This is a genomic window from Elusimicrobiota bacterium (assembly GCA_016722575.1).
Lineage (GTDB): Bacteria > Elusimicrobiota > Elusimicrobia > FEN-1173 > FEN-1173 > JADKIY01.
On the sequence record JADKIY010000002.1, the window covers coordinates 326281 to 352976 of the forward strand.

Here is a 26696-nt window from a genome sequence, read left to right on the forward strand (position 1 = left end):
ATGTTCCAACCGGAACGCCCCGGGGATTGCTTGGCCCGGGGGTCCCAACGATGAGACACGTCCTTGTCGGGGAGGTAACAGGCGATCGGGGGTTGAGGGCGAACGGTTTTACGTCGCCCCCCAGAGAATCGTGGCCAGGCCGCCGTCGTTGCCTTCGCCGTCGACCACCGGCGAAGACACGCCTTCCAAAACCGTGCGGCGCCCGTCGCGCAGAATCGCCCAGCGCGCGGGGGCCTTCCCGTCGCCCGGTTTTTCCTGGGAGGCCCAAGTCGAGAGCGGCCGCCCCAGCGCTTCGTTCCGGGAACGCCCGAAAAGGGCTTCGCCCCGGCGGTTCAGATAGGTCACGTTCCCCTTCGCGTCCACGGCCCACACCGCCACGCCCAGATGGTCCAGGATCCCGCCCGGCCGCTCCTCCAACCCCTGCACCATCCGTTCCATCTTGTGACGGTAAAGCGCCAGGTCGATGGTGGATTTCAACCCCCGTTCCTCAAAGGGTTTTAAAAGATACCCCGACGCCAGAGTCCCTTTCGCCCGGTCCACCGTGAGGTCGTCGGCGTAGGCGGTCAAATAGATGACCGGGGTGTCCCATCGGGCGTAAATCGTTTCGGCCACTTCGATGCCGTCCTCAGGGCCATGGATCCGAATGTCCATCAACACCAGGTCCGGCTTCTGCCGCTCGATCGCCGCCAGGGCTTTATCGCCCTCGGCGGCCGAACCGCAGACCGCGTAGCCCATGCGTTCCAGCATCCGCTTTAAATCTTCCGCGACGATCGTTTCGTCTTCCACAATAAACAGGCGTTCTCCCGCCATGGGTCGATCCTCCTTGCGTGTTTAGCCCGGGGGCCATCGGAACGTCACCGACGCCCGAACGCCCCCGACGGTCTCGAGGTTCAACGTCCCCTGCAGTTGCTCCGTTAACAGCCGCACCAGACGCAACCCCAGGGTGTTGGACTCTTTCCAATTAAAATCGGCCGGAAACCCGGCGCCCCGATCGGCGACGGACAGTTCAAAGCGTCCGTCGCTTTGGGTCTTGAATTTGATGGCGATGGTCCCGCCCGTCCCCGGGGGGTAGGCGTATTTGACGGCGTTGGACACCAGCTCCGTTAATAAAAGTCCGCAGGGAATGGCGGCGTCCAAGCCCAACTCGATATCGTCGATCTCCACCCGGGGGGCCGGTGCGTCCGCCGCGGAGCCGTATACGCGAAAGAGGCTTCGGATCAGCCCGGCCACGTAGTTCGGAAAATTGATCCGGGCGAAATCGTTTGATTTGTAGAGATACTCGTGGACCATGGCCATGGCCCGCACCCGCTCCTGGCTGTCCATGAAAAAGCCGCGATTTTCGGGTCGCCGACGGTGTCCGCCTGAAGGCGGAGCAGGCTCACGATCACTTGCAAGTTGTTTTTGACCCGGTGATGGATTTCCTTGAGCAGGACTTCCTTTTCCAAAAGCGCCTGGGCCATGATTTGTTCCGCGTGCTTGCGGGCGCTGGCGTCCCGGAGGATCACGGAAACCCCCAGGGGGCGCCCTTTCCCGCTCACGAGCCGGCTCAAGGACATTTCGGCCCAAAAACGCCGCCCGTCGCTCCGGACCGCCGTCCCTTCCCCGCGAAAAACCCCGGTGGCGTGGACCGTCCGCAGGGCGCTTTCCAAATCCAGCCCGCCCTCGCCCGACGCCATCAATCGCGTCACGCTCGTCCCCAACGCTTCCGCCCCCGTGTAGCCCGTCATCAGTTCGGCCCCGGCGTTCCACACCAACACTTCGCCCCTGGGGCTCAAAAGAAACACCGCGTGGTCCTTCAACCCTTGCACCAGGTGGGTGTAGTTCTGTTCGCTTTCCTGAAGGGCCTTTCCGAGTTCCCCGCCCACCACCAGGGACGATTGAAGGATGATAAAAGCAACGATCAAAGACCACACCATGAGCGTCCAGAAAGCCGCCGCGGGCCCCGACAAAAAGGCCAACAGGCTTCCGCGAACGCACACGAAAACCAAAACGACCCCCACCGCCAAGGGGAACAGTTTACGCAAAAGAACGGATCGCAAGGAGGCCCCGATGAAAAGGCGCGCGGGAAATCGGTCGGGGCCCAGGGACCCGAGGAACCCCATGGCCAGGAGCACCGTGGAGACCACCGACAACAGGCGCGGGCAGGGAATTTCCCCCGGCGGCACGGAGTGGACCCCGTGGCAATAGCAAATCAGGAAATAAATGAAGGCGACGATCAGGAAGAGGACCGCGCCCCCGAGCGCGTCGCCGGAACGTCCCCGCGTCCGTCCCACCGCGCAGCGGGCCAAAAACGCCGCCGCCAGCCCCGCCAAGGCCGCCTGGGTAAAGGGGCTTTCGGCCGCCGCGCCCCAACGGGGAACAAAAAGGCCCAGGAGAACCAGCCCCGACACCGTCGCGCCGGCCATCCGCCGGGCGCCCAGGATTTCCGTCGGCGGTTCGCGTACGTAAAAAAGAAGGGCCGCCGCCAGGAAGCCGAAACCCGCCGCCGCGGAAGGCGCCATCACGATCCAGTCGTCCCGAAGGAGGGTAAAGGAAAAGGCGGGGAACAGGTTCCACAGGGCCAGAACCCCGATCGCGGTCGCCAACACCGCGAGGGCCGCCCACCCCGACAGGCGGTCCAGAGCCTCCGCGGCTCTGACGGCCGTTTTAAAGGAGAGGGAAGCGGACACCCGGCGCGCGCGGTCCACGGACCCCAAAACGCCCTTCCGTTCCTTCGCCAATTTTGGCCCCAGCAATCGCATCAGCGGTCGGACCTTTCTAAATGGTTCGAAACAGGTGCAACCCCGCCAGAACCAAGCCCAACAAACAGATCCACCCGCTGGCCGCGAACCCCTCGCCCACGCTGTAGGGCCAAATGGGAAGCGCCGCCAGAAACGCCAGGCAAAGCAAAACGTAGACCGGTTTCATATCCGCTTGGACACCCACCCCGTTTAGAAGGTAACACGCGGGCCCCCTCCGGTGGCTTCCAGGCCGTGAAGCACCATTTTCCGGGCCCGGTGCAGGTACACTTTCACCGTTCCCAGCGGCCGCCCCGTCGACGCGGCGATTTCTTTCACCGTCCGGAATAAGAAATAGTGTTGGGTGAAAATCTCCCGATAGGGGTCGGCCAGCCCTTCGAGGGATTTTTTCACGCGGTCCAACTCGAACCGCCCGCGCACGATGGCGTCCGGCCCGGGGGATTTGTCCGGCCATTGGGGGCGTGGGCTGTCCTCGGTTTTTCCGGGCGCGTCCATGGACTCCGTGCGCCGGATCAACCGGGCCCGGACGTGGTTGCGCACGAGGTTCAAAGCGATGGTGTAAAGCCAGGTGGAAAAGCGGGATTCACCCCGGAAGTCGGCCAGGTGCTGAAAGGCCTTCAGGAACACCTTCTGCACCACGTCCTCCGCGTCCTCCCGTTGGCGAAGTTGCCGAAGTACCAGGAGGGCGATCACGGGCCGATGCTTCCGCATCAAATCGTCGAACCGTTCGGGGTGGCCCTGAAGAACGGCCTGGATCAATTCATGATCGGGAATTTCGGCCGGGGCAACGGAAGGGGGTTCCGGACGGCTCATAGATCATTATACACGCGGGCTTCTCCTTTCAGGGGAATATCGGACCGCCCCGAGCCGACTCAACGGCGCGTCCCCGTTTCCGAGGTTTCCAAACCGCTTTTGGCCCTTTGTTTCGCGACATACATGGCGTGGTCCGCCCGTTTCAACACGTCCGCCGCCGATTCCGCCGTCAACTGAACCACCCCGATGCTCACCGCGATGCCCAGGTAGGCCAACGGGGAAGGCGGACCGATCGCCTGGTGGATGCGCCGGGCAACTTCCCAACCGCCCGCCAAATCGGTCAATTGGCACAAAACGACGAATTCGTCCCCGCCGAAACGGAAACACAGGTCCACGTCCCGTTTCGTCACCCCGATCAATTCCTGTGCGAAGGCCTTCAACAGTTCGTTCCCCTCGGCGTGCCCCAACCGGTCGTTAACCGATTTAAAATCATCGATGTCCATAAAGAGCACCGTGAGCGGGGTCCCCGTCCGATGGGCGAGGCCCACCAGGCGCTCCAGTTCGGACTGCAGATATTTGGCGTTGAAGAGGCCCGTGAGCGGGTCGGTCAGGCTCGCCGCGTGGAGCCGGCGCTTCTGGCTTTGAATGACGCCCACCGCCACGAGCGTGACCAGCAAAAGCGACGCGTCGGCGATGGCCCGGTGCCCGCCCAAGGCGAGCGACTTGTTCAGCCAAAGGGTCGCCAAGGGCACCAGCAACAGGAAATAGGGCCAATCCTGGCGAAGCTTTTCGTGGACGAACTGCCGGGTGTTTCGGGGGGATCGGGAAAGCACGGCGTTGAACCTCCTGGGTCGTCGCGGCCGGAAAAGGCCTCCCGGAATTTAGTCGGCGAATCCCGTTCCGCTAACCGGCTTCGCGGGACGGGGTCGGGGCCTTCAAGCGCCGAACCGAAGGCGCCTCCATTCCCCGATCGGGCGCGCAACAGGACGGGGGCGACGTTTCGAACACGCCGAGCACGCAGAAACCGCTGGTCGCGTCGCCGCCGCAATACCCCGGCGGCAACCGTTCTTCATCGTAAAGCACGATCGCTCCTAAAACATTCGTCCGTCCGGGTCTCCACCCGACCCGATGATCCCCTCTACTCTCCCCGCTTCCCGACCGCCCGATTAAAACGACCTAGGATCAGCCGACCCGCGGAAGGTGGAGGGTGGTCCATCCCCCAAAACCCCGAAAACCCGCAAGAGCCAAACAACGACGCAGATCACCACCGCCGCGTTTAATATTTTTTTGATGGTTCCCTGCATCGGCACATAGGCGTTGATCGCCCAAAGCAAAACGCCCACAATCATCAAAACAACGACCACATTCAGCAAATTCATTGTTTCCTCCGTTTAAATCGATAATAGGGCGCACTGGAAGCCCCCCCTCCCTATAAACGCGAGGGGCTCCGCCTTTTAGGACAACCGAGGGAAAGGAAGGGTTACAGCAATAAGGGGACGTAGCATACTAATTTACTTAAACCCAGGACCCGCCATCGATATCGATCCGCTTCACCCACCGTCGACGCGACCCAACCGCGCCCGGGGTTGGAATTGAGCGTAGAGGCCCGTTTTGGAATAGACTCAATCCAGCGGCCCGCATCGGTCGCGGTTTCCAATGTCCTTTATTCTTCGGTCGGAAGACGGTCTTTCATGCTTTCAAATTGTAAAATTCGTTATCGAACCGTTGGTCGTTTCAAAGAATATCCGGCCGGGCTTCCTTCGCTTTAAAGGGCTGCGGTTGGCGTTTCTCGGGCGGGGGTTCGATCGAACAACAATCTCCAAATCCGGTGGGTGGGGGTGGCGAATGAAAAACGTAATCCGTCTTTGCACCGCGGCGATTCTGCTCTCCTTCGGAGCGGCCTCGGCCTCGTCCCTGGAATTGGGGCTGACCCGGGCGGTCAAGAAGCGGGCCCGCACCGTCTCCGACGCCGTTCGCCGCCAACGGGTCACCCCCCGAATCCTGTGGCAAAAATGCGTCCCGGACGAGGGAACCCAGTGCGACGTCTGGTCCATGAACCTGGACGGAAGCAACCCGGTGAACCTCACCCCCGGCACCGACGCGTCTTTTGATTTCGACCCCCAGTGGTCGCCGGACCATTCCAAAATCGTCTTTTCCTCCACCCGCGGCGGCAATCCCGACATTTACACCATGAACGCCGACGGTTCCGATATCGCCCACTTAACTTTGGACGCGGGGTTCGAATCCTGGGCGTCTTTTTCCCCCGACGGCTCCAAAATCGTTTTCTCCCGGGCGGTCGCCGGCCAGGGCCAGCTCTTCGTGATGAACCGGGACGGCTCCAACCCAGTGCGCCTCCACACGGGCCCCGGAGCGGACGAGGAACCGGCCTATTCCCCGGACGGGTCTAAAATAATATTTGGCAACGACTCCACGGGCCGCTACCAGCTCTACACCATGAACGCCGACGGCTCCTCCATCGTCCAACTCACCACCGGCGCCTACGAAAACCGCTACCCCTCCTGGTCCCCCGACGGCCAAAAGATCGTCTTCGGCAGCGACCGCACCGGCAACACCGAGCTTTTCGTCATGAACGCCGACGGCACCGGCGCCGTCCAATTGACCTCCACCCCCGGCGCCATCAATTCCGACCCCGCCTGGTCCTCCGACGGCTCCAAAATCATCTTCCCCAGCGCCCGCGACGGCAACGCCGAAATCTACGTCATGGAACGGGACGGGTCCAACGAAACGCGATTGACGTCCAACAGCGTGTTCGACGCGGGGCCGTTTGCATGGTGAATCCTTAAAAAAACAAAAAGCCGGGCCATCATCTGGCCCAGCGGTATTTTGTTTGAGGGGACGTTGCTTACTAATTTACTTTAGACCAAGCCCTCCCCATTCGTTGGCAAACCTTAGCGATTCGATGGATCCACAAGCCCCATCGGTATGCTGTCCCCGGCATTTCAAGAGGGCGAACCCTTCGGCCATTTCAGGGACGCCGCCACCGATGAGGCCAGCACCAGGGCGATCACCCCCAGCGACACGCCGACCGGGACCTTGTAGACGTCGACCAGAGCCATTTTGGATCCGACAAAAACCAACACCACCGAAAGCCCCATCTTTAGAAAATGAAACTTTCCGACCACGCCCGCCAGCGCGAAATAGAGCGACCGCAACCCCAAGATGGCGAACACGTTCGAGGTGTAGACGATGAAGGTGTCGGTGGTGATCGCGAAAATGGCCGGAATGGAGTCCACGGCGAAAATCAAATCGGTCATCTCGACGATCAGGAGGACCACAAAGAGCGGCGTCGCGGCCCACCGCGTGTTTTCCCACACAAAGAACCGGTCGTCCCTGTAGTCCACCGTTACGGGCATGACTTTCTTAAAGAGCCGCACCACGGGGTTCCGATCCGGCCGAAGTTCGACCTCCTTTTGCAAAGCCATCTTAAGGCCGGTGAATATCAGAAACGCGCCGAAGACGTAAATGATCCAATGGAATTTGGCGATCAGGGCGGCTCCTACCACGATCAACGCCGCGCGCATGATCAGCGCCCCCAGAATTCCCCAGAAAAGGACCTTGTGTTGGTGGAGGGACGGCACTTTGAAGTAGGAAAAGATGATTAAGAAAATAAAGATGTTGTCGACGCTCAAGGATTTTCGATCAGATAGCCGGTCAGGAACTGCAAGGCCGTCTCGGATCCCCGCCAAAAATAAATCCCCAGGTTAAAGGCGAGCGCCAGCCCGATCCACACCCGCTCCAGGTCAACGCTTCCTTCAGCGTCACCTCATGGCTTTTGCGATGGAACACCCCCAAATCCAGGGCCAACATGGCCAAGACAAACACGTTGAAACCGATCCACAACCACAGCGACGACATTGAGACCTCCTGGAATTCCGGGGACAGTATACCGATTTATTGAATTCCAAAATTCATTTGAACCAACTGAAGGAGGGTGCAATCGGGCCCTTGACCAATCCATCAAGGGCGATTTCAAACATTCAGAGGAGATCGTGAAGCCTCGCCCAATTCGCGGGGCTACAGACGGAGCTGTCGGCGCTCTGCGCCGCCGTCAGTCCCAACCCTCTTCGCAGAGCTCCGAGGACGAGCGGCGGCCACAGAGTGTCCGAAACCCCGCACGAGCTCCGCGTGGGGCCCGCACGTTTAAACAGAAAGCCGGGCCAATTTCTGGCCCGGCTTTCTTCCTTAAAGATCGAGGATGGAGCAATCGGGCCCTTGACCAATCCATCAAGGGCGATTTCAAACATTCAGAGGAGATCGTGAAGCCCCGGCCTAAACCGCCGGGGCTACCCGCACGTTTAAACAGAAAGCCGGGCCAATTTCTGGCCCGGCTTTCTTCCTTAAAGATCGAGGATGGAGCAATCGGGCCCGGGCCCCACCCCGGGGGGGGCGATTTCAAACATTCAGAGGAGATCGGAAGCCCCCGGCCTAAACCGCCGGGGCTACCCAGACGTTAACAGAAAGCGGGCCATTCTGGCCCGGCTTTCTCTAAAGACGAGGATGGAGCGAGGTGAAGGATCGGCAAAACCCTCGTCATGCTTGGGGAAGCACGGGCCAATTTCTGCCCGTTGAACCACAGCCCGCGGTCCTTGATTGGACGAACCTCGTCTCATGCTTGGGAAGCACGCATTCTACCATTGAACCACACCCGCGGTCCTTGATTCTACTCAACTGTCCGCGGAGCCCTGGCGATTCTAGCCAGGGCACCCGCGCTTTTATAGCAATAACATAACCAAATTAGTCTTTACGCAATTTGCCAGGGCCAGCACACTCCAACTCGTTTAAATCGTGTGTGCAGCCTTGGCTGCCTTGGGCCAAGGACCCGCGCTTTTGCTCATTTACCGCCCCGATATTATAACACCTCGCGCAGGGGTTCAACCGGCCGGGGCGCTTTGATATGATGAAATCCATGGAAAACAGAAAAGTTATTCGGTCCGTTTTGATCACGGCGACGCTCACGGCGGTGCTCCTCGCGGCGGTGTTTCTATTCCGCTGGCTCTACGGTTACCGTTACGCCCTGCAAGATTTCTCCTGGCGGACCTGGGAGGACTTCCATTATTTCGCGCCCCGAGAGCTCTCGGGCAACGCCCCCCTCTACCTCGTTTTGACCCTGGTCTTCGCGGCGGTCCTGGGGGGCCTGCTGTCCTGGGCCACGCGGCGGGCGGGGCGGCTGCAGGCGCGGTCCTCCCTGCTCAAGCGGGCCTTCCGCCATTACCGGGCCCTCTCGGAAACCGACACCCTCACGGGCCTGGCCACCCGCCGGGGCGTCATGGAGCGGTTGGAGGAGGAGATCAAACGGGCCTCCCGCTACGGGAACCTCCTATCCACCCTCTTTGTGGACGTGGACAATTTCAAAACCATTAACGACACCCTTGGCCACGGGATGGGCGACGAGGTGCTGAAGACCATCGCGGAAGCGATCAAGTCGACAGTGCGGGAGACGGACGTGGCGGGGCGTTACGGAGGCGACGAGTTCCTCGTCCTGTTGCCCCACGCCAACGCGGAGCAGGGTTGTCAGGTGGCGGAACGGGTCCGCCGTCGGGTGGAAAATCTATTCGCGAAGCGAAGCGATCTCAAGAGCAAGCCCACCGTGAGCCTGGGCGTCATGGCCTACGCCGCCGGGGTCGGCGGCTTGGCGGCCTATTTGGAAGCGGCGGACCAGGCGCTCATGCAGTCCAAGTCCCTCGGCAAAAACCGCACCATCCTCTGCGAAAAACCCGGCACCTTCCGCCCCGTCTAAGGCGCGGGGGAGGTGAATTCGTAGACGATCTTGGCCCCCAGGGCCTTCTTGGACTCCTCGGCGGAATAAGTCAGCGCGATGCCATCGGTGCGAATGCCCAGGGGGTAGAGCTTGTAGGACATGACCCCCTGCCGGGACCGCCCCACCAGCGACACGAACCGTTCGCCCTTCACCGCCGTCTCGTAATCATCGGACCAGGAGTCCTGCAGACGTTTGTGCAGGATCACTTTCCCCTCCCAATCCCCCGCCACCCCTTCGAATTTAATCAGCACCCGGTCGCGTTTGATGGGCTCCAAAAACACCACCGTCGCTTTTTCCCCGTTGGGGCCCAAAAAGACCTTCACCAGGGACGAGGCCTTGAGCCGCTCCTCCGCCCCGGCCGCGCCGCCCAGAAGCGTCGCCGCCAAAAAGATTTGCCAAAACGCCTTACGCATGGGAACCTCCGGTTTTTTTCGCTTTGGGAGCGGCCGCGTGCAAACGTCGGGCCAGGGCCAGGGCTTCGTCGCGGCCGGTCACCTGCCCCGCGGCCTGGGCTTCCCGGATGGCGTCCAACAGGCGCCCCACCTCGGGCCCCGGCTTGATCCCCAGGGATTTCATCAGGACGTTTCCGTCCAAGACTTTGGGCGGCTCCACCGTCGCGCGCTTTAAAAAAAACGCCTCCAGCATTTTGCGGATCGTCAAAAACACCGGGTCTTTCCCCCCGCGTTTGACCCGTTCCGACAAATAGGTGAAATGGTCCCCCAGGGCCACGATGAGCATGGCCACCGCGTCTTCCTGAAGGTCCCGGTAAAAGCGAAAGATCGCCCGCTCCGTCAGTTGGGGCGCGTGGCCCAGGTTGCCCGGGCGCATGTGGGCCCCCACCAGGCGGGTCAGGGACCGGCCTTCGTTCGTGGAGAACCGCAGGCGTTCCGCGATGCGCCTGACCATCTTGGCGCCCACGGCGTCGTGGCCGTAGAAGTGCAGTTTCCCGTCCCGCACCTTGGCCGTGGCGGGTTTTCCCACGTCGTGAAAAAGCTCCACCAACTTTAGATGGGCGTAGCGGGGATGCCCCCCCAGGCGCTCGTTTAAATAGGCGGCCAGGGGCCGGTGGAATTTGGGGAAATACCTCGACAACCTTCCCAGCACTTCTTCCATGGACGCCATGGACTCCAGGGAATGGCGCAACACGCCCCCCGCGCCGTAATAGGTTTTCCCCGTCCGCCGCATGGGTTCCCCCTCGGGAAAGAGCGCCGTCAAAAGGCCCGCCTTGTCCAGGTCGAAAAAAGCGCGGCTTCCCCCGGGAGCGACCAGGGTTTTCATCAATTCCTCCCGGATCCGCTCCGGGGAGGAACGAAGGATTTTCTTGGAACGCTTCTTGATTTCCTTGAACGTTCCGGGAACCACCGCCCAGCCCAGCTCCGCCGAAAAACGGAAGGCCCGCAAAAGCCGCAGAGGGTCCTCCTCCAGGGCCCGGGGCGACACCAGGGCGATTTCTTTTTTCTTGAGCGCCCGGCGGCCGTCGAAAGGGTCGATGGTCCGGGCCCAACGCCCGGCGGCCCAATCCGCCACGGTCAGGGCCATGGCGTTGGCCGTGAAATCCCGTCGACCCAAATCCTCCTCGATGGTTTTCCCTTGGAGTCGGGCGAAATCGAAATCGACTTTCCGGCCCTCGTCCTCCACCACCACGCGGTAGGTGCCGCGCTCCTCGTCCAGGGCGAAGGCCCGGCGCTTTTCGGCCCGGGCGAATTTTTCCGCCAGGGCCTTGGCGTCCCCGGCCACCGCCACGTCCACGTCCGCCGTGGGGCGGCGCAAAAGCGCGTCGCGCACAAACCCGCCCACCAGCCACAGCCCTCCGCCGGAGAACGCGTCCAGGGAAAGGATCTTTTTCTTCAGCTTGGCCGGGGTCCTCACGCGCGTCTCCGGCGAAGGCGCGCGGCCTCTTGCCGCAGTTCCTTCTTCAATACTTTTCCCATGGCGTTTTTCGGCAAATCCGTTTTCACAAAAAGCTCCTTGGGCGCCTTGTAGGACGCCAACTTTTCCCGGCAGAGGGAGAGCAACGCCGCCGTGTCCGGGGTTTTCCCCTTCCGGGCCACGGCGAAGGCCAGGACGGTCTCGTCGCCGGTTTCGTCGGGCACCCCCACCACCGCGGCCTCGGCCACGTCGGGGTGGGACAACAAAACGGCTTCCACTTCCTGGGGATAGACGTTCAGCCCCTTCACGATGATTAAATCTTTTTTCCGGTCCACGATGGTCAAATACCCCTGGGCGTCCAGGCATCCCAGGTCCCCGGTCTTCAGCCACCCGTCTTCGGTGAGGGCCGCCCGGGTCTCCTCCGGGTGCTTGAAATAGCCGGCCATGACGTTGGCCCCCTTCACGCAAACCTCGCCGACCTCCCCCGTGGGGCAGGGGCGATCGTAGTCGTCAATGATTTTGACGTGGACGCCCGGAAGGGGCAGGCCCACCGTGCCGGGCTTTCGCTCCTTGTGCAGGGGGTTGACCGCCACCACCGGCGCCGCTTCGGTCAAACCGTAGCCTTCGATCAGAGGCCGCCGGAACTTGGCTTCGAATTCCCGGTGCACCGCCGCCGGCAGGGGCGACGCGCCGGAGATGGCCACCCGCACCGGGTTGGCAAAACGCACCACCCAGGCTTTCCACCCCTGGATCTTCTGGGTCAACGCCGCGAAGATGGGCGGCACCGCGCAGAAGACGGTGATTTTCCGTTTCCAGATGGTTTTCAAGACCGGCTCGAAAGGCAACAGCGTTTCCATGATCACGACGGTGGCGCCCAGTCGGATCGGCAGAAGAACGTTCACCGTCCAGGAAAAGGAGTGGAACATGGGCAACAGGCACAGAAACCGATCCGAGGGTCCGACTTCAATGGCCCGGTGGCAGGACTCCACGTTGGCCAGGAAATTACCGTGGGTCAGCATGACCCCCTTGGGGTTTCCGGTGGTGCCGGCCGTGTAGATCAGCATGGCCAGGGCGTCGGCATCCACCGCGGGCTCGACGAACTCCCCCCCCTCGCCCGCCAACAGGGATTCGAACGTCGGGTGATGGCCCGCCGGTTCCTTGACGAACACGTGGCGCAGATGGGGGGCCCGCTTTTGGGCGTCGTGGACCTGCTTTAAAAATTCCTTGGAAGTGAGGCAGGCCTTCACCCCCGCGTCGGCGAAGATGTACCCGATTTTTTCCCCCTTTTCCAAAAAATTCACGGGCACCGCCACCGCGCCCAGGCGGCACAGGGCGAAGAAGAGCACGACGAACTCCGGGCAGTTGCGCAACACCAACCCGCAGGCGTCGCCTTGCCGGAGGCCCAAGCGGTGAAGCCCCCGGGCGCAACGGGCCACCCGATCTTCCAACTCCCCGTAGGTCCAGGTCCGGTCGCGGTAATAAAAAGCGATGCGTTCCGGGTGGGCCCGGGCCGTGGACCGGAGCGCCAAGGGGAGGGTGCGCGGGTGGCTCGTCATCGAAGGAGCGCCGGCACCGCGGCCAGTAGGTTTTTCGTGACGGGGCTTTGGGGCGCCGCCAGCACCCGGGCGGTTTCGCCCTCCTCGGCCAAGCGGCCCCCGTCCAACACCAACACGCGGTCCGTCAATTGCCGGACCACCGTCAAGTCGTGGCTGATCAGGATCACCGCCAATTTAAATTTCTCCCGCAGGTCCGCCAGCAAATTCAGAATTTGTGCTTGAACCGAGAGGTCCAGCGAGGACACCGGCTCGTCCGCCAAAAGCAGCCGCGGTCCGGCCGCCAGGGCCCGGGCGATGGCGATCCGCTGTTTTTGCCCGCCGGAAAATTGATGGGGGTAGGCCTCCCCCGCGTCCGACGGCAATCCCACGTCGTTCAATAGCCGCGCCCGGCGCTCGTTCAATTCCCGCCCGGAAAGGGCCGACGTGTTCCAACGCGCCCGTTGGCGGAGGGCTTCGTCCAAAAGCGTTCGCACCCGCAATTTCGGGTTCAAGGACGCCGACGGGTCTTGAAACACCATCTGCACCCGGGAGGCCCACTCGTTCCGGGAAAAACTTTCCCGGGGCCGGCCTTCCCAGACAACGCTTCCTCCGTCGGCTTCCAGGAATCCCGCCAGAATCCGCGCCAGAGTGGTTTTCCCGGACCCGGATTCTCCCACCAACCCCAGGGACTGTCCGCTCTCCAGGAAAAAGGAGACGCCGTCCAGGGCTTTGACCGCGCCCACCCGTCGACGGAATATTCCCGCCTCGACCGCGTAGGTTTTGGTCAGGCCTTTCACGTCGAGCAAATTCATGGCAGAAGGTGGCAGGCCGCCGTGCGATCGGCGACGCCCACCGGCCGGAGAACCGGCGATTCCTTTTCGCATCGATCAAAGGCCCCCGGGCACCGGGGGCGAAAGGGACATCCGGCCGGAAGGCGGCCAAGGTCGGGCGGCTGTCCCGGCAGGGCGGGGAGGCGGTCGGCGGTCTTGGTCAACCGCGGCAGGGATTTTAAAAGCCCCTGGGTGTAGGGATGGCGGGGGTCCGACAACACCGCCCGGGTCGGGCCCACCTCCACCAGTTCCCCCGCGTACATGATGCCCAACCGGTCCGTCCGTTCCGAGAGCAACCCGATGTTGTGGGTCACGAGCAAGAGCGCCATGCCCAAATCCCGGCGCAGGGAATCCAGCAAATCCAGAATCTCCCGCTGGACGGTGACGTCCAGGGCCGTGGTGGGTTCGTCGGCGATCAACAAGTCCGGCCCCCCCGCCACGGCCATGGCCAGGCACACGCGTTGCCGTTGCCCGCCGGAAAGCTGGTGGGGGTAGGAAGCGTAGATTCGGTCGGGCTCGGGCAATCGAACCCGGGCCAGAAGATCTCGAACCCGCGCGGGGTTCCGCCCCCCGGCGTGAAGCTCCAAAACTTCCTCGATTTGTTCGCCCACGGTGAGCACGGGGTTCAAGGCGGAAAAAGGGTCTTGAAACACCGTCGCCACGGCTCCGCCCCGAAGGGAACGAAGGTCTCGGTCGGCCAGGGTCAGCACGTCCCGCCCTTTAAAGAGGATTCGCCCGGAGACGGCGCGCACCGCTTCCGGCGCCAACAGGCGAAGGACCGAAAGCGCCAGGGTCGACTTGCCGGACCCCGATTCCCCCGCCAACCCCAGGGATTCCCCCGGCGCCAGATCGATCGAAACGCCCCGCACAGCGGCCACGTTCCCCCGACGGTATTCCACCCGAAGGTCCCGGATTTCCAAAAGCGCCGTCATTGGCCGGACAGCCGCGGGTCCAATCGGTCCCGCAACCCCTCGCCCAATAAGTTAAAGCCCAACACCGTCAGAAAAATCGCCACGCCGGGAAAAAGCGTCAGCCACCAGGCCAGGTGGATGTAATCCTTGCCCGCCGAAAGCATATTCCCCCAGGAGGGCGACGGCGGCTGAACCCCCAGGCCCAGGAAGGAAAGGGCCGACTCCGTCATGACCGCGCCGCCCACGCCCAAGGTGGCGGCCACCAGCACCGGCGAAAGCACGTGGGGCAAAATGTGGACGGTCAAGAGGCGCGGCGTCGACAGCCCCAACCCCCGGGCCGCCCAGACGAAGTCCCGGTCCCGCACGCTCAGGGTTTCCGCCCGCACCAGCCGCGCCAGGCTCATCCAGGAGGTCAGGCCGATGATGGCCATGATGTGGACGATGTTGGGCTCCAAAAAAGCGATCACCATCAAAATCAAAAAGATGCTCGGGAAACAAAGAAGCACATCCACCAGGCGCATCAAGACCGCGTCCACCCACCCGCCGAAATAGCCCCCCGCCAAGCCCACGAGCGTTCCCAGAAAAACGGACAACCCCACCGCCAGGGCGCCGACCATGAGCGATACCCGGGAGCCGTAGAGAATTCGGGAGGCCACGTCCCGCCCCAGGTCGTCGGTGCCCATCCAATGGCGGGCCGAGGGCGCTTCCAGTCGGTGGGTCAAATCCTGCCGCATGGGGTCCACCGGCGCGGCCCAGGGCGCCAGGAGCGCCGCCAACACGAGCCCGCCCACGAGCGCCGCCCCCAAAGTTTCCATGGGCCGTCCCGCCTTCCGTCCCCACCGCCCGAGAAGGTTCATCGGCCGAACCGGATGCGGGGGTCCACCGCCGCGTAGGTCAAATCCGCCGCGAAGTTCCCCAGGAGCGTCAGAAGCGCCGCGATGGTCCCCACCGCCATGACCACCGGATAGTCCCGGGCCATGACGGCGTCGAAGCCCAGACGCCCCATGCCCGGGTAGGCGAAGATGGTTTCAAAAATAAAACTGCCACCGATCAAATCGGGGAGCGAGAGCCCCAGGATCGTCACCACGGGGATCAGCGCGTTTCGAAGGGCGTGCTTGAAAATCACGCGCCCCTCGGAGAGCCCCTTGGCCCGGGCCGTTCGAATGTAGTCCTGGCGGATCACCTCCAGCGTGCCGTTCCGGGTGAAGCGCGACAGGCCCGCCAATCCCGTGAAAGCGCTCACGAACACCGGAAGCGCCAAGTGCCGCGCCAAGTCCACGCCCTTGGACCCGGCGGACAAGTCGTCGAAGTTTAAGGACCGTAACCCGGAGATGGGAAGCCACCCCAGTTTCAAACCGAAGAAGATCATCAGGAGGAGCGACAGCCAGAAGGTCGGCACGGAGTAGCCGATGAAAACAAACAGCGTCGCCAGGCGGTCGAACATCGAATCCCGCTTGACCGCCGACCACACGCCCAGGGGAACCGCCACGATGAAAATGAGAAGAAGGGACAGGACGTTCAGCGCCAGGGTGGCGGGAAGCCGCGCGCCGATCTTGGGCAAAACCGGCCGGTCGTCCCGGAAGGAATTCCCGAAATCCAAACGCGCCAGCCGGGAGAGCCAAAGGCCGTATTGAACGGGCAACGGCTTGTCCAACCCGTAGAGCTTCACGAGGCGCGCCCGGGCCTCCGTCGAGGCTTTCATGTTCATGGTGGTCGCCATGTCCGTGGGCCCGCCCGGGGCCAGGCGCATGACCAGGAAACTGATGAGCGTGATTCCGAGCAATAGCGGCAGGGTGAGCAACAGCCGCCGCAAAAAGTAACGACCCATCAGTTCGCCGACACCCGGTATTTTTGAAGAGCCCGGGGCACAAACCACTCCCGGAAATTCCAGGCGATGCCCGCCGGGGCCGTTTGCACCCCGTGGATCCGACGATGGACCACGGGCAGGGACTCCGGGTAGTAGAGGAACAAATAGGGGCGGTCCTGGGCCAGCAACCGGTGCAGGCGGTGGTAAATGTCCCGGCGACGGTCGGGGTTGAAGGTCTGGCGGCCTTCCTCCCACAGGCGGTCCGCCGCGGGGTTCGCGTAGCCCGCGAAATTGTATTTGCCCGGCCCCCGCTGGCTGGAGTGCCAGATCACGTATTGGTCCGGGTCCCGGGAGAGGTTCCAGGCCAGGATCAAGGCGTCGAAATTCCGCTTGTCCACGTAATTGTGGATGAAAGCCGACCATTCCAAAATCCGGATGTTCATCTGGATCCCCACCCGGGCGAAATGGGATTGGAGGATGGTCGCGGTCAGTTCCCGCAATTTGTTCCCCTGGTTGGTCAGCACGGTAAACTCGAAGGGGCGGCCGTCCTTGTCCAATATCCCGTCGCCGTTGGCGTCGGCCCAGCCCGCGGATTTAAGAAGCGCCTTGGCGGCTTCGGGATCGTAAACGTCCTCGGGCACCGAGGGGTCGAAGGCCCAGGAGCTGGGCGGAAAGGGCCCCGTGGCCGAGCGGCCCCGCCCGAGCAACACCCCTTGAATGATGTCCTTGCGGTCCACGGCCTGGGCCAGGGCCTGGCGCACGCGCCGGTCGGCGAAAAAGGGATGGTCCAGATTGAACGCCAGGTAGGTGTAGGAAAAAGACGGGTAGCTGAACTTGTTGTAGTGCCGGAAGAATTCCGGGTAGGCCCCGTATTGGTCCGGCGAGAGGCCCATGAAATCGATGGATTCGTTCCGCAACTCCAAAAACTCCACGGAGCTGTCGGGGATGATCCGGTAGACGATCCGATCCAGGCGGGGCCGCCCTTCGAAATAATCCGCGTTGGCCTCGAGAACGATCTTTTCGTCGGGCTTCCATTCCAGGAATTGGTAGGGCCCCGTGCCCACGGGGCGCCGGTTGGCGGGGTTCGTGTTCACCGGACCGTCTTTGAAAATATGTTCCGGGATCATCCCCATGCCCCAGGACTCCAGGGCCGGGGCGAAGGGTTTCGCGTAGCGCACCCGCACGGTCCGGTCGTCCGGCGCCTCCACGCTTTGCACGTCGGCGAAATCCGCGCCGAAGGGCGTGGCCACGTTCGAATCGATGAGCACCCGGTAGGTGAAGACCACGTCCCGGGCGGTAAAGGGAACGCCGTCGTGCCAGCGGACGCCCGGGCGCAGGTGGAAAATGATTTCCAGCCCGCCCTTTCGGATTTCCCAGGAGGCCGCCAGGTCCCCCACCAGGCGGAGGTCCTTGTCGTATTTGACCAGCCCGTTGAAGACGTAGCCGCAGATGTCGCCCGAGGCGGAGTCCGTGGCCAGGAGGGGGTTCAGGCGGGAGGCGTCGCCGATGCTGGACTCCACAAAGGTGTCGCCCAGGTCGCCGGGCTGGAAGGTCGCGGCGCTCTGCCAGGCCGGCTCCGGAATAGGATCGCGGCCGCAGGCGGCCAGGAGGAAAGGAAGGAGGACGAACGGCCGGAACGGCCGACCCACGAAAACTACCGCCCGCCGTTCCGCACCCGCACGGTGACCGACGGGCGGGCGAAAAGGGCTTGGGCTTCCCGGTGCAAATCCTCGGCCGTGACGGCGCCGATGTCCGCCGGGTATTGGACGTCGTAGGCCAGACCCTTGCCCAGGAGTTCCCACCAGCCCAGATACCAGGCGATGCGCGAGTTGGTCTGGTGGTCCATCAGGTAGTGGCCCTGGAGAAGGTTTTTGGCGTCGTTCAGTTCGTCCTCCGAGGGTTTCCGGGAAACGAAATCCGCGACCACCGAGTGAATTTTCTTTTCCGCCAGGTCCAGGTTCTTGGGGTCGGTCCCGGCGTAAATGACGAGCGCGCTTCCGGCGGCCCGGGAGGCGTAGAAGGACGACACCTCGTAGGCCAGCCCCGCCCGCTCCCGAACGACGGTAAAGAGGGGCGAGCTCATGCCCGCGCCCAAAAGCGCGTTGATGAGTTTGATTTTGGGATACCGGGCGTCCGTCACGGGCGCGCCGGGGAAACCGAGCATGACGTACCCCTGCTCAAAATTTCGTTTCTCCTCGACCGCGCGGGACTGGGCCGGGTAGGTCACCGGGCCCGCCACCGTCGGGGCCGAGGAAGCCTCGGCGCGCCAGCGGGACGCCAGGCCCTCCACCCACTTTTCGGTTTCGGCGGCGTCCAGGGGGCCCACGGTCACCAGCACCGCGCCCCGGGGCGACAGCCGCGCCGCGTGCCACTTCACCAACTCCTCCCGGCTGAGGGCTTTGACCGTTTTCTCGGTGCCTTCGTCGGGCCGGCCGTACGCGTGGTCGCCGAAAAGCTCCCGGCGGAACCGTTCCTCGGCCACGTTGAAAATATGTTCGTGCCGGGTGCGGATGGAGTTCAAGAGCGCCTCCCGCTCCTTTTCGATTTCGTCGGCCGGCAGGGTGGGGTGAAACACGATGTCCTCGAAGAGTTCCCGGGTTTGGGGCCAGTTGTCGGCGATCACCTGCCCGCCGACGGCCACGAAATCCTCCTGGGCGTCGATGCCGAAGGCCGCCCCCAGGGATTCCATTTGCTGGGCGATCTGGAGGGCGTTGCGCGTGGGCGTGCCTTTGATCCACACGGCCGAGAGCAGGCGCGTGACCCCGGCCCGGTCGGCGGGCTCCACGGCGTCGCCGCCCGGCAAAAACAGCTCGGCCGCGACGATGCGGTTGTGGGTGACGGTCCGGTGGATCCAGGTCAGCCCGTTGTCGAACCGGCGGACCCGGGGGGCCTCAACGGCGGCGGCGGGAGCGGACATAAGACAGACCAGCAGTAAAAATCGTTTCACGGGGGTTCAGCGGCCTCCTCCGGCGGGACGGGGTTTGACGACGACCCCGGAGAGGGGCCGGCCCAGGGAGTATTTCGAGAGGGCCCGGCCGAGGTCCGCCGCGGTCACCCGGTCCAGTTTGGTCAAATAGGTTTCCAAGACTTCGGGCGCGCCGAGCACGGTGTAGAAGCCCCACTGGGAGGCCTGGCCGTGGTAGGTTTCCTGGCCGAAGAGCCAGGAACTGCGGATCTGGGCCTTGGCGCGGTCCACCTCGTCGGGGGTGAACCCGTTGAACTCCACGTCGCCCAACAGGAAGAACACGTCGTTGGGCAGGGAATTGGTTTTTTCCGGCGGGCATTCGGCGAAAATCCCGAAGGCGCCCGAACCCGAATGGGTGATGAAGCTCGCGCTGATGGACCAGACCTGCCGTTTTTCCTCCCGCAGCTTCTGGTAGAGGCGGGAGCTTTGCCCGCCGCCCAGGGCCGTCGACAGCACGTCCATGACCACCTGGTCCGGGTCTTTCAACGTGGGCCCCACGAACCCCAGGGCCACGTGGGCCTGCTGGGCCTTGTCGTTGTAAATTTGCTTGACGGTGGGTTCCGCGGCGGGCGGTTCCAACAAGCGCGGCTGGGGCGGGGTGGGCCCGGCCGGGAGCGCGCCGAAAATCTTCTTGATCTTTTTCTCCACGTCGGCCCGTTTCACGTCCCCGGCCACCACGACCACGATGTTGTTGGGGACGTAGAAAAGGGCGTGCTGGCGGACCATCAAGTCCCGGGTCATGGCCGTGATGGTTTCGACGCTGCCGATCACCTGCTGGCGGTAAGCGGTGCGTTGGTAAAGCCCTTCCAGGAAAACGTCCCAGAGGTCCGAGCGCGGGTCGTCGTTTCGGCGTTTGATCTCCTCCAGAATGACTTTGCGCTCTTTTTCAAATTCCACCGGCGGAAAGGCCGGCCGCATGACGGATTCGGCCAGCACGTCGAAGGCCTTTTCCCATTGTTTGGAGGGAATGTCGATGTAGTATTGGGTGGTTTCGCCGCCGGTGGCGGCGTTGATGGAGCCGCCGTTGGACTCGACGATCTTCGAAATCTCGTTGGCCGAGATTTTGTCGGTCCCCTTGAAGATCATGTGCTCCAGGAAGTGGGAGACGCCCGAGGTGGGGCCTTCTTCGTTGACGCCCCCGCACCGCACCCAGATCTGCAGGGAGACGACGGGGGAGGCGTGGTCTTCCAGCACCACGGTGTGGAGTCCGTTGGACAGGCGCTTCACCGATCCGGCCTGGGCGGTCACGACGGTCATCAGCGTTCCCACGATTCCCAGGGCGGCGGCGCGGAAGCGGTTCCGCATCAGATGGCCGTCGTGACCAGGGTTTCCGTGGAGGCGACTCCCGGAATGGCCCGGATCTTCTCGACGACCACGTGGGTCATGGAAGGCAAATCTTCGGCTTCGACGTCCACCACCAAATCCCACCGGCCGTACACGGCGGAGGTGTGGGCGACCCCTTTGGTTTCCTTGATCTGCTTGAGCGTCTGCTTTTCGCGCCCCGCGTTCAAACGAACCAGCACCAATCCCGTCACCATGGTTCCTCCCCTTGAAGTCCTTTAAACTCGCCGCCGGGGCTTGAGACACCGGTCGGGCGGAAATCCGATGGGGTCCCAGGCCAGGCGCCCCACCCAGGGCCGCGCGGCCGCCCGGGTCAAACCGATCTTGATTCTCCCCAACGACAAGGTGCGCGTGGCGCGAATCGCGTCCCCCGCGGCCCGCCCGGTGTCGGCGTCCAATCCCGAAGGCACGTCCACGGCCAACACCGGCCGGCCGTCGGCGTTCACCGCGCGGACCAACTCCGCCGTCGGGGGCCTTAAGGGGCCGCGGGCGCCGACGCCCACCAGGGCGTCGATCCACAGCCGGCAACCCGTCGTGAATTTTACCAACTTTTGGGCCCCGTCGAAGACGCGCCAGGGGATTTTCATCCGTCGAAGGGACGGCCAAAAGACCCGGGCGTCGGGGCCGAACCGGGCCGGCGGCCGGGCCAGGACCAGGCGCACCTTCCGCCCCGCCGAAAAAAGCCACCGCGCGGCCGCCAAACCGTCCCCGCCGTTGTTCCCCGTTCCGCACAACACGGCCACGGGGCCCCGGGCCATTCGAAGGGCTTCCGCCGCCACCGCGCGACCGGCGTTTTCCATGAGGACCGCCGTCGGCAGGCCGAAGTCCCGAACCACGCGGCGGTCCAGCGCCCGCATCGCGCGGACGTCGACGGGCCGGGGGCGTATCATTTGGGCGAGGCGGACCCCGCTTCGCGCCGGGCCTTGGCCCGGGCGCCCAAAAAGGCGTCCAGCACGCACACCGCCCAGAGGCCGGTGAAAAGCCACTCAAACACCGTCAGCATTTGACCGTGCTCCACCCAGAGGCGGGTGACCATGGCTTTGGCCTCCAACACCGAAATCAATCCATTGCCCGGCGGCATCGTCTGGGCCAGGGCAAGGGTCAAGGCCACGAACAGGGCAAACGCCAGGGCCAGGGCGGCGCCGATGAAAACCATTCCCTTTTTCTTCTCCCCGTTGTAAATCTGGCCGGCCCCGGGAAGGACGAAGGCGGACAACAACACGGCAACGACGGTGGGCATCATTTCTTTTTCCCTCTTTTCTTGGACGCGGCCCGGGGCCGGGACAGCGACCGACGTTTTTTCGCCTCCGGAGCCAGAACCCAAAAGGGGTCCGGCGCTGAACGGCCTTCGAGCAACGCCAACGCCACGTCGATGGCCGGCAACACGCCGACCCGGTGGCCGGGAGACACGAACAAAGGGTCTTTGTAGGCCAGGGCCCGGAGGGCCACGCCCAGGGGTTCCCCGCCCGCGTCCTTAATGAACACGTGGGCGCCGTCCAACCCGGGGGGCGGCGTTTCCCAGGTGCCGTAATCGCAGAGGGTGGACACCCCGAAACAGGGCCGGTCCACGGCCACGCCCAGATGGCAGGCCACGCCGAACCGCCGCCGGTGGGCGATGCCCGCCCCGTTCACCATCAAGACGTCCGCCGGGGTTTGAAAACGCTCCAGCAAAGCGCGCAAAATCGGCACTTCCCGAAACCCCTCGAGCCCGGGCACGAACGGGAACAAGTCGGCGGCGTTCCATTCCACCACGGCCCGTTCCAGCACTTCCCGGGTGGACCAGCGGACCACCGCGCCCTGGGCGCGCACCCGCCCGCGCCGCTCGATCGGGTCGAATTGCAGCACCGCCACCGTGCGTCCCGGGGCGAAAGCGGCCGCGTCCACCCGCTGATTCACTTGGGCGGCCAGGCGGCTTTGCCATTCCTCCGCCTGATCCAACGTCAGGTTTTTCGGCGGTTCCATGAAGAGCCATTGTCGCTTTTTTCCCCCCGGGAGACAATTGCGCGCCCCGGCGGCCGCGCCCTTGCGGCGGGGCCGTCCGAGGCTTACAATTGAGTCATGAAGGATCACGAAGGCCTCGTGCGGCGGCACGACAAATACCAATTTGAAGTCAAACTCGGCTACGACCTCACCCCCCACCATCGGCGGGACCGTTACCGCGTCGAAACCTTTTTTTTCCTGCCGGAAAACCTGGACGTCAACGAATCCACTTATTCCAAGGGCCAGTTCTACCGGGATTTACTGCTTTACATCCGGTTTCGAACGCCGGACTTTTCCTTGGCCGCCCTCCTGGACCCGGCCCAGGAGCGCTCCCCCCTCCAGCGCGTCCCGGCCAAACTGACCGCTTTTTTGGAATCCCCCTCGGTCCGCAACGCCCGGGCCCTGGATTACGAACTGCGCTTGATGGGGTGCGTCGTCAAAAACGCCCTGCGGGAGCAATCCCGGGAGATCGAACCCCTTCTGGAAAAACCCGGCGGGGGCGCCGACGCCCGGGACCGATTGGCCCGCTACCGCGAAGACGTCCGGGCGGTGCTCGCCCGTTACCGTTCCCTGCGGGATCGCTTCCACACCCCGGGCGTCCCGGCCGGACTGCGCGCGACCTTCGCCTTCGCCGACGAATACATGAGCCTCCTGGTGGAAGGCCGCACCCACGATCTGCTCCAACGGGTCCAGGCCCTGAACGCCCCGGCCTACGCTGAAACCGAAACCGGCCTGGCCGCCGTCGTGATCGACGAAATCCAATACCGGAAAACCCGGGGTTATCCATCGATCGTCGCGGAAAGCCAGGACAACGAGACCTTCGTCTTTCGCCAAAGCGTCCTGAAGAAATTCATCACCAGCGCCCTGCACCTGGTGGTCCGGACCGAAGAGGAAGGCAAAGGGTTGGAGCAAATGGCCATGGCCATCGGGGCCGGCATCGCCATGCTGTTCGCGACGACCATCGCCTTCTACTACCAGAAAGTCTACGGCACCCTGTCCCTGGGGTTCTTCGGGGTCCTGGTGGTCAGCTACATGTTCAAGGACCGTCTCAAGGCCGTGGTCCAGCATTACCTCCAGCGCCGCCTGGCCCGGCACCTGTTCGACCAGGCCACCAACATCCACGACCCCTTCAACCGGATCAAGATCGGCGTCTGCCGGGAAGCCGTGGGCTTTGTGCCGGAGCGCCGCCTGGATCCCCACGTCCTGCGCCTGAGGGACCGGGACCACATCACGGAAATCGAGAACACCTGGCGAGCGGAAAAAGTTCTGCACTACGTGAAGGAGATCACGCTCTTCAGCCGGCGATTCTGGAAGAACCACTCCCGCAAGGAAGGCATCACCGACATCGTGCGCTTCAACCTGCGCAATTTCCTGCTGAAGATGGACGAGCCGACCACGGACCTCTACTACTTAAAGGAAGGCCGCTCCGTTATGGTCCGGGGGACCCGGGTCTACCACGTGAACATCGTTATCAAATTCGTCTCCGACGACTACACCCGCTACGAGCGCCTCCGCCTGGTCTTGAACCGCGAGGGCTTGAAAGCCGTCGAACCCGTGGGCAGCGACACCGTCCCCGGCCCCGCCGAAGATTAATCCGCCCGCCCCCGGGCCCAGGCGGTGAGGCGGGCGCCCAGGGTCGCGCCCGCCAACAGCGCCGCCACCAAAGGCCCCGTCGGCAGGTCCCACCGAACCGAAAACACGAATCCCAGAAGGGTCGCGACGACGGCCGTTCCCGCGGCTCCCACAAAGACATTTCTGAGACGCGCCCCGGAGGTGAGCCCCGCCGTGGCGGGCAATAAAAGATAGGCGAAGGCCAACAGGACGCCCACGATGTGGATCGCGAGCGTCATGGCGACGGCGAACAACAAGTTGAAAGCGAAGGTCCATCGGGCCACCCGCACCCCCGCCACTTCGGCGGAGACGGGATCGAAGCTCACCCACACCCAACGGTAAAATCCAAGCCCCAAGGTCGCCGTGGTCGCCAGAAAAAGACCCAGGGCTTCCTTCACTTCGGTTCCCGTCAGGGCCAGCACGTTGCCGAAGAAGAGGCTTAAGGTCTCCGATTCCCCCCGGGGCGCCTTGGCGAGCACCAAAACGGCCCCGGCCGCGCCCAACACGTAGAGGGACGCCACCCAGGAATCGGGCCGCGTGCGCCGTCCGTTGGAAAGGCGCGTGAGCAAATACATCCCCAGAGCCACAAAACACAAGGCCAGCGCGTCCGCCCCCCAGTGCCAGCCCAGGGCCACGCCGATCACCGTGCCCAGCCCCGCCCACTGGGACACCGCGAGCCCCGAAAAGGCCATCCGCCGTAGAGTGAGGAAAACCCCGAGAAGGGACAGCGACAACCCGATCAAGAGCCCGGCCGCCAGGGCCGTGCGCATGAAATCCATCGCGAAAACGTTCAATGGGCCCTCCGTCGGGGCATGGCCCATTTCATGCCCTCCTGCTCCAGGTAGGCGAAGGGCGCGCCGTAAATTTCCTCCAACCGGTTCGTGGTGGTCAACTCCCCGGGCGTGGTATCCACCACCCGGCCGTCGGCGAAGAGGAGAATGCGGTCCGTGAAGTTCAGCGGAATTTGCAGGGAATGACTGACCAACAGGATCGTCAGGTTTTGGGTCCGAAGCCCGGCGATCAATTCCAGGAGGTCCCGTTCCGCCACAACGTCCAACCCCTTGGTGGGTTCGTCCAACACCAGCACGTCGGGGGATTGGCAGAGGGCCTGGGCCAGCACGGCCCGTTGACGCTGTCCGCCGGACACTTCCCCCAACAGCCGCTCGGCGATGGGGAGGACGCCCGTGCGATCCAGGGCCTCTTCCACCGCTCGCCGCTCGGCTTCGCTCCGCCCGCCGCCCCAACGGCGGGCCTTTTGGGCCAACGCCACGGTTTGACGGATGGTCAAGGGCCACCGAACGTCCATGCCGTCGGCCTGGGGCACATAGGCGAACCGCGGCCCCGACCGACGAGTCACCTCGCCCGACCGCGGGGCCAAGAGGCCCAGGGCCGTTCGAAGGAAGGTCGTCTTGCCCGACCCGTTGGGGCCCACCAGGCCCACGGCCTCGCCCTCGTTGATATCCACGGTCACGTCCCGGAGAACGCTCGCCCCCCGGTAACCCACGTCCACTTTTTGAAAGCGGATCAGAGGTTCCGTTCCTTTCCCCGCGTTCAAGAGGGCGTCCGCCCGGAGGCCAAAATCCCCCGCACGTTGCTCTCCATGGCCGAAAGATAATCCACGGCCTCCGGCACCGCCTCGGGCACCAGCGCGATGGTGACCACCCGGGCCCCCGTGGCCCGGGCCAGAGCCTCCGCCGTTCGAATTTCATACTGGGGCATGGTCAGAATCAGCGACACCTTTTGGGCCTTCATCAACCCGATCAGTTCCGAGGTGTGGGAGGGGCTCGGCGGGATGCCGGGCTTGGGTTCGATTTCCCCCACCGACACCAGGCCGAAGTGCGACGCGAAGTAAACCAGGTTTCGGTGGTAACTCACGAAGGGCGCGCCTTTGAGCGCCGCCAGGCGCTTGTCCCAATCGGCGATTTTGGCGTTCAGCCGACCGACAAAGTCCTCGGCGTTCTTTTTATAGACATCGGCGTGGGACGGGTCCAGGGCGGCCATTTTGGCCGCCAAGCCCCGGGCCACGGGCGCGGCGTTGGAGGGATCCCCCAGGTAATGGGGATTTCCCCCGGGGTGGACGTCCCCCTCCGCCCGGCTCAGGTTGGTCGGGACTTCCAGGATTTTGACGAAGGTCGACGCGTCCACAAACCCCGGCGCGCCCGGCTGAAGGCGCGGATTGCGCGCCCCCTGCAACAGAAGCGGCGCCCACCCGACCTCCAATTCCAAGCCGGTCTGAATAAAGAGATCGGCGTTCCGAAGTTTCAGGATCAAAGACGGCTTGGCCTCCACGAAATGCGGGTCCTGAAAACCCCGGGAGAGGCAATCCACCGTCGCCAGGGTTCCCCCCACTTGCCGGGCCAAATCGGCCAAGTCCGGCGTCGTGGCGACCACCCGAAGGGAACCGGCCGCCCGCGCCACGGCAAACCCGGTCAACAACGAAAACAAAAGAAGAGAAATTTTCTTTGTCACGATATCCTCCGATTAAACAAAACGTCGAGCGATCCCCCGCCCCCCTCGGCGCCGCTCGGGCGCCAAGGGGATGGGAGACGGTCCAACAGTGCGCGGGAAGACGTTGGC

27 protein-coding genes, 1 tRNA gene and 1 pseudogene are annotated in these 26696 nt (G+C 63.6%); 3 read left to right on the forward strand and 26 right to left on the reverse strand.

Features of this window, described 5'->3' with window-relative positions:
• Positions 1–108: 108 nt before the first annotated feature.
• The 7 genes from IPP68_05050 to IPP68_05080 all read right to left on the reverse strand — a co-directional run bounded on the left by IPP68_05050 (position 109) and on the right by IPP68_05080 (position 4574).
• The gene (locus IPP68_05050) at positions 109–810 is read right to left on the reverse strand and encodes a response regulator (protein ID MBL0349726.1); all 702 of its coding nucleotides are present in this window, start codon (positions 808–810) and stop codon (positions 109–111) included.
• A 21-nt stretch (positions 811–831) separates the two neighbouring features.
• On the reverse strand, positions 832–1323 hold the full coding sequence (locus IPP68_05055; protein ID MBL0349727.1) for an ATP-binding protein: 492 nt from the start codon (positions 1321–1323) through the stop codon (positions 832–834).
• Positions 1218–2741: a PAS domain S-box protein gene (locus IPP68_05060; GenBank protein MBL0349728.1), complete on the reverse strand. Its 1524-nt coding sequence runs from the start codon at positions 2739–2741 to the stop codon at positions 1218–1220. Before IPP68_05060 ends, IPP68_05055 begins: the two co-directional genes overlap by 106 nt.
• Positions 2742–2757: 16 nt before the next feature.
• The gene (locus IPP68_05065; protein MBL0349729.1) at positions 2758–2907 is read right to left on the reverse strand and encodes a DUF3309 family protein; all 150 of its coding nucleotides are present in this window, start codon (positions 2905–2907) and stop codon (positions 2758–2760) included.
• 23 nt (positions 2908–2930) lie between these two features.
• Entirely contained in the window at positions 2931–3551 is a 621-nt protein-coding gene (locus IPP68_05070; protein ID MBL0349730.1) for an RNA polymerase sigma factor, read from the reverse strand.
• A gap of 59 nt (positions 3552–3610) precedes the next feature.
• Positions 3611–4324 (reverse strand): GGDEF domain-containing protein, encoded by a 714-nt coding sequence (locus IPP68_05075; GenBank protein MBL0349731.1) that lies wholly within the window; start codon positions 4322–4324, stop codon positions 3611–3613.
• A 70-nt stretch (positions 4325–4394) separates the two neighbouring features.
• Positions 4395–4574, reverse strand: a complete 180-nt coding sequence (locus IPP68_05080) for a hypothetical protein (protein MBL0349732.1) — start codon at positions 4572–4574, stop codon at positions 4395–4397.
• A gap of 762 nt (positions 4575–5336) precedes the next feature.
• Between IPP68_05080 and IPP68_05085 the strand changes: the two genes are divergently transcribed.
• Positions 5337–6287, forward strand: coding sequence for a PD40 domain-containing protein (locus IPP68_05085; protein MBL0349733.1), 951 nt, complete (start codon positions 5337–5339; stop codon positions 6285–6287).
• Between the two features lie 164 nt (positions 6288–6451).
• Here IPP68_05085 and IPP68_05090 read toward each other — a convergent pair.
• Positions 6452–7367 (reverse strand): annotated as a pseudogene (locus tag IPP68_05090) (TerC family protein).
• A gap of 643 nt (positions 7368–8010) precedes the next feature.
• Positions 8011–8161: transfer RNA gene (locus IPP68_05095), tRNA-Gly, on the reverse strand.
• Between the two features lie 257 nt (positions 8162–8418).
• Between IPP68_05095 and IPP68_05100 the strand changes: the two genes are divergently transcribed.
• The gene (locus IPP68_05100) at positions 8419–9249 is read left to right on the forward strand and encodes a GGDEF domain-containing protein (GenBank protein MBL0349734.1); all 831 of its coding nucleotides are present in this window, start codon (positions 8419–8421) and stop codon (positions 9247–9249) included.
• On the opposite strand, the gene IPP68_05105 is transcribed toward IPP68_05100, so the two are convergent.
• Genes IPP68_05105 through IPP68_05170 form a run of 14 tightly spaced genes read right to left on the reverse strand, consistent with a single transcriptional unit; the run spans position 9246 to position 22490 of the window.
• Positions 9246–9683 (reverse strand): hypothetical protein, encoded by a 438-nt coding sequence (locus tag IPP68_05105; protein MBL0349735.1) that lies wholly within the window; start codon positions 9681–9683, stop codon positions 9246–9248. The genes IPP68_05100 and IPP68_05105 overlap by 4 nt on opposite strands.
• The gene (locus IPP68_05110) at positions 9676–11139 is read right to left on the reverse strand and encodes an HDIG domain-containing protein (GenBank protein MBL0349736.1); all 1464 of its coding nucleotides are present in this window, start codon (positions 11137–11139) and stop codon (positions 9676–9678) included. Before IPP68_05110 ends, IPP68_05105 begins: the two co-directional genes overlap by 8 nt.
• The gene (locus tag IPP68_05115) at positions 11136–12695 is read right to left on the reverse strand and encodes a long-chain fatty acid--CoA ligase (GenBank protein ID MBL0349737.1); all 1560 of its coding nucleotides are present in this window, start codon (positions 12693–12695) and stop codon (positions 11136–11138) included. The genes IPP68_05110 and IPP68_05115 overlap by 4 nt, the downstream gene beginning before the upstream one ends.
• Positions 12692–13486, reverse strand: coding sequence for an ABC transporter ATP-binding protein (locus IPP68_05120; protein ID MBL0349738.1), 795 nt, complete (start codon positions 13484–13486; stop codon positions 12692–12694). Before IPP68_05120 ends, IPP68_05115 begins: the two co-directional genes overlap by 4 nt.
• Positions 13483–14436: an ABC transporter ATP-binding protein gene (locus IPP68_05125; protein ID MBL0349739.1), complete on the reverse strand. Its 954-nt coding sequence runs from the start codon at positions 14434–14436 to the stop codon at positions 13483–13485. Before IPP68_05125 ends, IPP68_05120 begins: the two co-directional genes overlap by 4 nt.
• Positions 14433–15272 carry an ABC transporter permease gene (locus tag IPP68_05130; protein MBL0349740.1) on the reverse strand — a complete coding sequence of 280 codons (840 nt, stop codon included), beginning with the start codon at positions 15270–15272 and terminating at the stop codon, positions 14433–14435. The genes IPP68_05125 and IPP68_05130 overlap by 4 nt, the downstream gene beginning before the upstream one ends.
• Positions 15269–16243 carry an ABC transporter permease gene (locus IPP68_05135; GenBank protein MBL0349741.1) on the reverse strand — a complete coding sequence of 325 codons (975 nt, stop codon included), beginning with the start codon at positions 16241–16243 and terminating at the stop codon, positions 15269–15271. The genes IPP68_05130 and IPP68_05135 overlap by 4 nt, the downstream gene beginning before the upstream one ends.
• The gene (locus tag IPP68_05140) at positions 16243–17871 is read right to left on the reverse strand and encodes a peptide-binding protein (GenBank protein ID MBL0349742.1); all 1629 of its coding nucleotides are present in this window, start codon (positions 17869–17871) and stop codon (positions 16243–16245) included. Before IPP68_05140 ends, IPP68_05135 begins: the two co-directional genes overlap by 1 nt.
• Before the next feature lie 5 nt (positions 17872–17876).
• The gene (locus tag IPP68_05145; protein ID MBL0349743.1) at positions 17877–19169 is read right to left on the reverse strand and encodes an insulinase family protein; all 1293 of its coding nucleotides are present in this window, start codon (positions 19167–19169) and stop codon (positions 17877–17879) included.
• A gap of 6 nt (positions 19170–19175) precedes the next feature.
• A complete protein-coding gene (locus tag IPP68_05150) occupies positions 19176–20492 on the reverse strand; it encodes an insulinase family protein (protein MBL0349744.1) in 1317 nt (438 codons plus the stop codon).
• Positions 20492–20725: an Lrp/AsnC ligand binding domain-containing protein gene (locus tag IPP68_05155; protein ID MBL0349745.1), complete on the reverse strand. Its 234-nt coding sequence runs from the start codon at positions 20723–20725 to the stop codon at positions 20492–20494. The genes IPP68_05150 and IPP68_05155 overlap by 1 nt, the downstream gene beginning before the upstream one ends.
• A gap of 21 nt (positions 20726–20746) precedes the next feature.
• Positions 20747–21418, reverse strand: a complete 672-nt coding sequence (locus IPP68_05160) for an NAD(P)H-hydrate epimerase (GenBank protein MBL0349746.1) — start codon at positions 21416–21418, stop codon at positions 20747–20749.
• On the reverse strand, positions 21415–21771 hold the full coding sequence (locus IPP68_05165) for a hypothetical protein (GenBank protein ID MBL0349747.1): 357 nt from the start codon (positions 21769–21771) through the stop codon (positions 21415–21417). The genes IPP68_05160 and IPP68_05165 overlap by 4 nt, the downstream gene beginning before the upstream one ends.
• Entirely contained in the window at positions 21768–22490 is a 723-nt protein-coding gene (locus IPP68_05170) for an endonuclease V (GenBank protein ID MBL0349748.1), read from the reverse strand. Before IPP68_05170 ends, IPP68_05165 begins: the two co-directional genes overlap by 4 nt.
• 96 nt (positions 22491–22586) lie before the next feature.
• On the opposite strand from IPP68_05170, the gene IPP68_05175 reads away from it, so the two are divergent.
• Entirely contained in the window at positions 22587–24101 is a 1515-nt protein-coding gene (locus IPP68_05175; GenBank protein ID MBL0349749.1) for a hypothetical protein, read from the forward strand.
• On the opposite strand, the gene IPP68_05180 is transcribed toward IPP68_05175, so the two are convergent.
• The 3 genes from IPP68_05180 to IPP68_05190 are packed head-to-tail and all read right to left on the reverse strand — an operon-like array spanning position 24098 to position 26588.
• Positions 24098–24913 carry a metal ABC transporter permease gene (locus IPP68_05180; protein MBL0349750.1) on the reverse strand — a complete coding sequence of 272 codons (816 nt, stop codon included), beginning with the start codon at positions 24911–24913 and terminating at the stop codon, positions 24098–24100. The two genes, IPP68_05175 and IPP68_05180, sit on opposite strands and share 4 nt — an antisense overlap.
• Positions 24910–25674: a metal ABC transporter ATP-binding protein gene (locus IPP68_05185; protein ID MBL0349751.1), complete on the reverse strand. Its 765-nt coding sequence runs from the start codon at positions 25672–25674 to the stop codon at positions 24910–24912. Before IPP68_05185 ends, IPP68_05180 begins: the two co-directional genes overlap by 4 nt.
• Positions 25671–26588 (reverse strand): zinc ABC transporter substrate-binding protein, encoded by a 918-nt coding sequence (locus IPP68_05190; GenBank protein ID MBL0349752.1) that lies wholly within the window; start codon positions 26586–26588, stop codon positions 25671–25673. The genes IPP68_05185 and IPP68_05190 overlap by 4 nt, the downstream gene beginning before the upstream one ends.
• Positions 26589–26696: the final 108 nt, after the last annotated feature.

What these genes read in the sequence shown, in the direction of transcription:
- IPP68_05050 (MBL0349726.1), bottom strand. Translation starts at nt 810, where the DNA reads ATGGCGGGAGAACGCCTGTTTATTGTGGAAGACGAAACGATCGTCGCG.
- IPP68_05055 (MBL0349727.1), bottom strand. Translation starts at nt 1,323, where the DNA reads ATGGACAGCCAGGAGCGGGTGCGGGCCATGGCCATGGTCCACGAGTAT.
- IPP68_05060 (MBL0349728.1), bottom strand. Translation starts at nt 2,741, where the DNA reads ATGCGATTGCTGGGGCCAAAATTGGCGAAGGAACGGAAGGGCGTTTTG.
- IPP68_05065 (MBL0349729.1), bottom strand. Translation starts at nt 2,907, where the DNA reads ATGAAACCGGTCTACGTTTTGCTTTGCCTGGCGTTTCTGGCGGCGCTT.
- IPP68_05070 (MBL0349730.1), bottom strand. Translation starts at nt 3,551, where the DNA reads ATGAGCCGTCCGGAACCCCCTTCCGTTGCCCCGGCCGAAATTCCCGAT.
- IPP68_05085 (MBL0349733.1), top strand. Translation starts at nt 5,337, where the DNA reads ATGAAAAACGTAATCCGTCTTTGCACCGCGGCGATTCTGCTCTCCTTC.
- IPP68_05100 (MBL0349734.1), top strand. Translation starts at nt 8,419, where the DNA reads ATGGAAAACAGAAAAGTTATTCGGTCCGTTTTGATCACGGCGACGCTC.
- IPP68_05105 (MBL0349735.1), bottom strand. Translation starts at nt 9,683, where the DNA reads ATGCGTAAGGCGTTTTGGCAAATCTTTTTGGCGGCGACGCTTCTGGGC.
- IPP68_05115 (MBL0349737.1), bottom strand. Translation starts at nt 12,695, where the DNA reads ATGACGAGCCACCCGCGCACCCTCCCCTTGGCGCTCCGGTCCACGGCC.
- IPP68_05120 (MBL0349738.1), bottom strand. Translation starts at nt 13,486, where the DNA reads ATGAATTTGCTCGACGTGAAAGGCCTGACCAAAACCTACGCGGTCGAG.
- IPP68_05125 (MBL0349739.1), bottom strand. Translation starts at nt 14,436, where the DNA reads ATGACGGCGCTTTTGGAAATCCGGGACCTTCGGGTGGAATACCGTCGG.
- IPP68_05130 (MBL0349740.1), bottom strand. Translation starts at nt 15,272, where the DNA reads ATGAACCTTCTCGGGCGGTGGGGACGGAAGGCGGGACGGCCCATGGAA.
- IPP68_05135 (MBL0349741.1), bottom strand. Translation starts at nt 16,243, where the DNA reads ATGGGTCGTTACTTTTTGCGGCGGCTGTTGCTCACCCTGCCGCTATTG.
- IPP68_05150 (MBL0349744.1), bottom strand. Translation starts at nt 20,492, where the DNA reads ATGCGGAACCGCTTCCGCGCCGCCGCCCTGGGAATCGTGGGAACGCTG.
- IPP68_05155 (MBL0349745.1), bottom strand. Translation starts at nt 20,725, where the DNA reads ATGGTGACGGGATTGGTGCTGGTTCGTTTGAACGCGGGGCGCGAAAAG.
- IPP68_05160 (MBL0349746.1), bottom strand. Translation starts at nt 21,418, where the DNA reads ATGATACGCCCCCGGCCCGTCGACGTCCGCGCGATGCGGGCGCTGGAC.
- IPP68_05165 (MBL0349747.1), bottom strand. Translation starts at nt 21,771, where the DNA reads ATGATGCCCACCGTCGTTGCCGTGTTGTTGTCCGCCTTCGTCCTTCCC.
- IPP68_05170 (MBL0349748.1), bottom strand. Translation starts at nt 22,490, where the DNA reads ATGGAACCGCCGAAAAACCTGACGTTGGATCAGGCGGAGGAATGGCAA.
- IPP68_05175 (MBL0349749.1), top strand. Translation starts at nt 22,587, where the DNA reads ATGAAGGATCACGAAGGCCTCGTGCGGCGGCACGACAAATACCAATTT.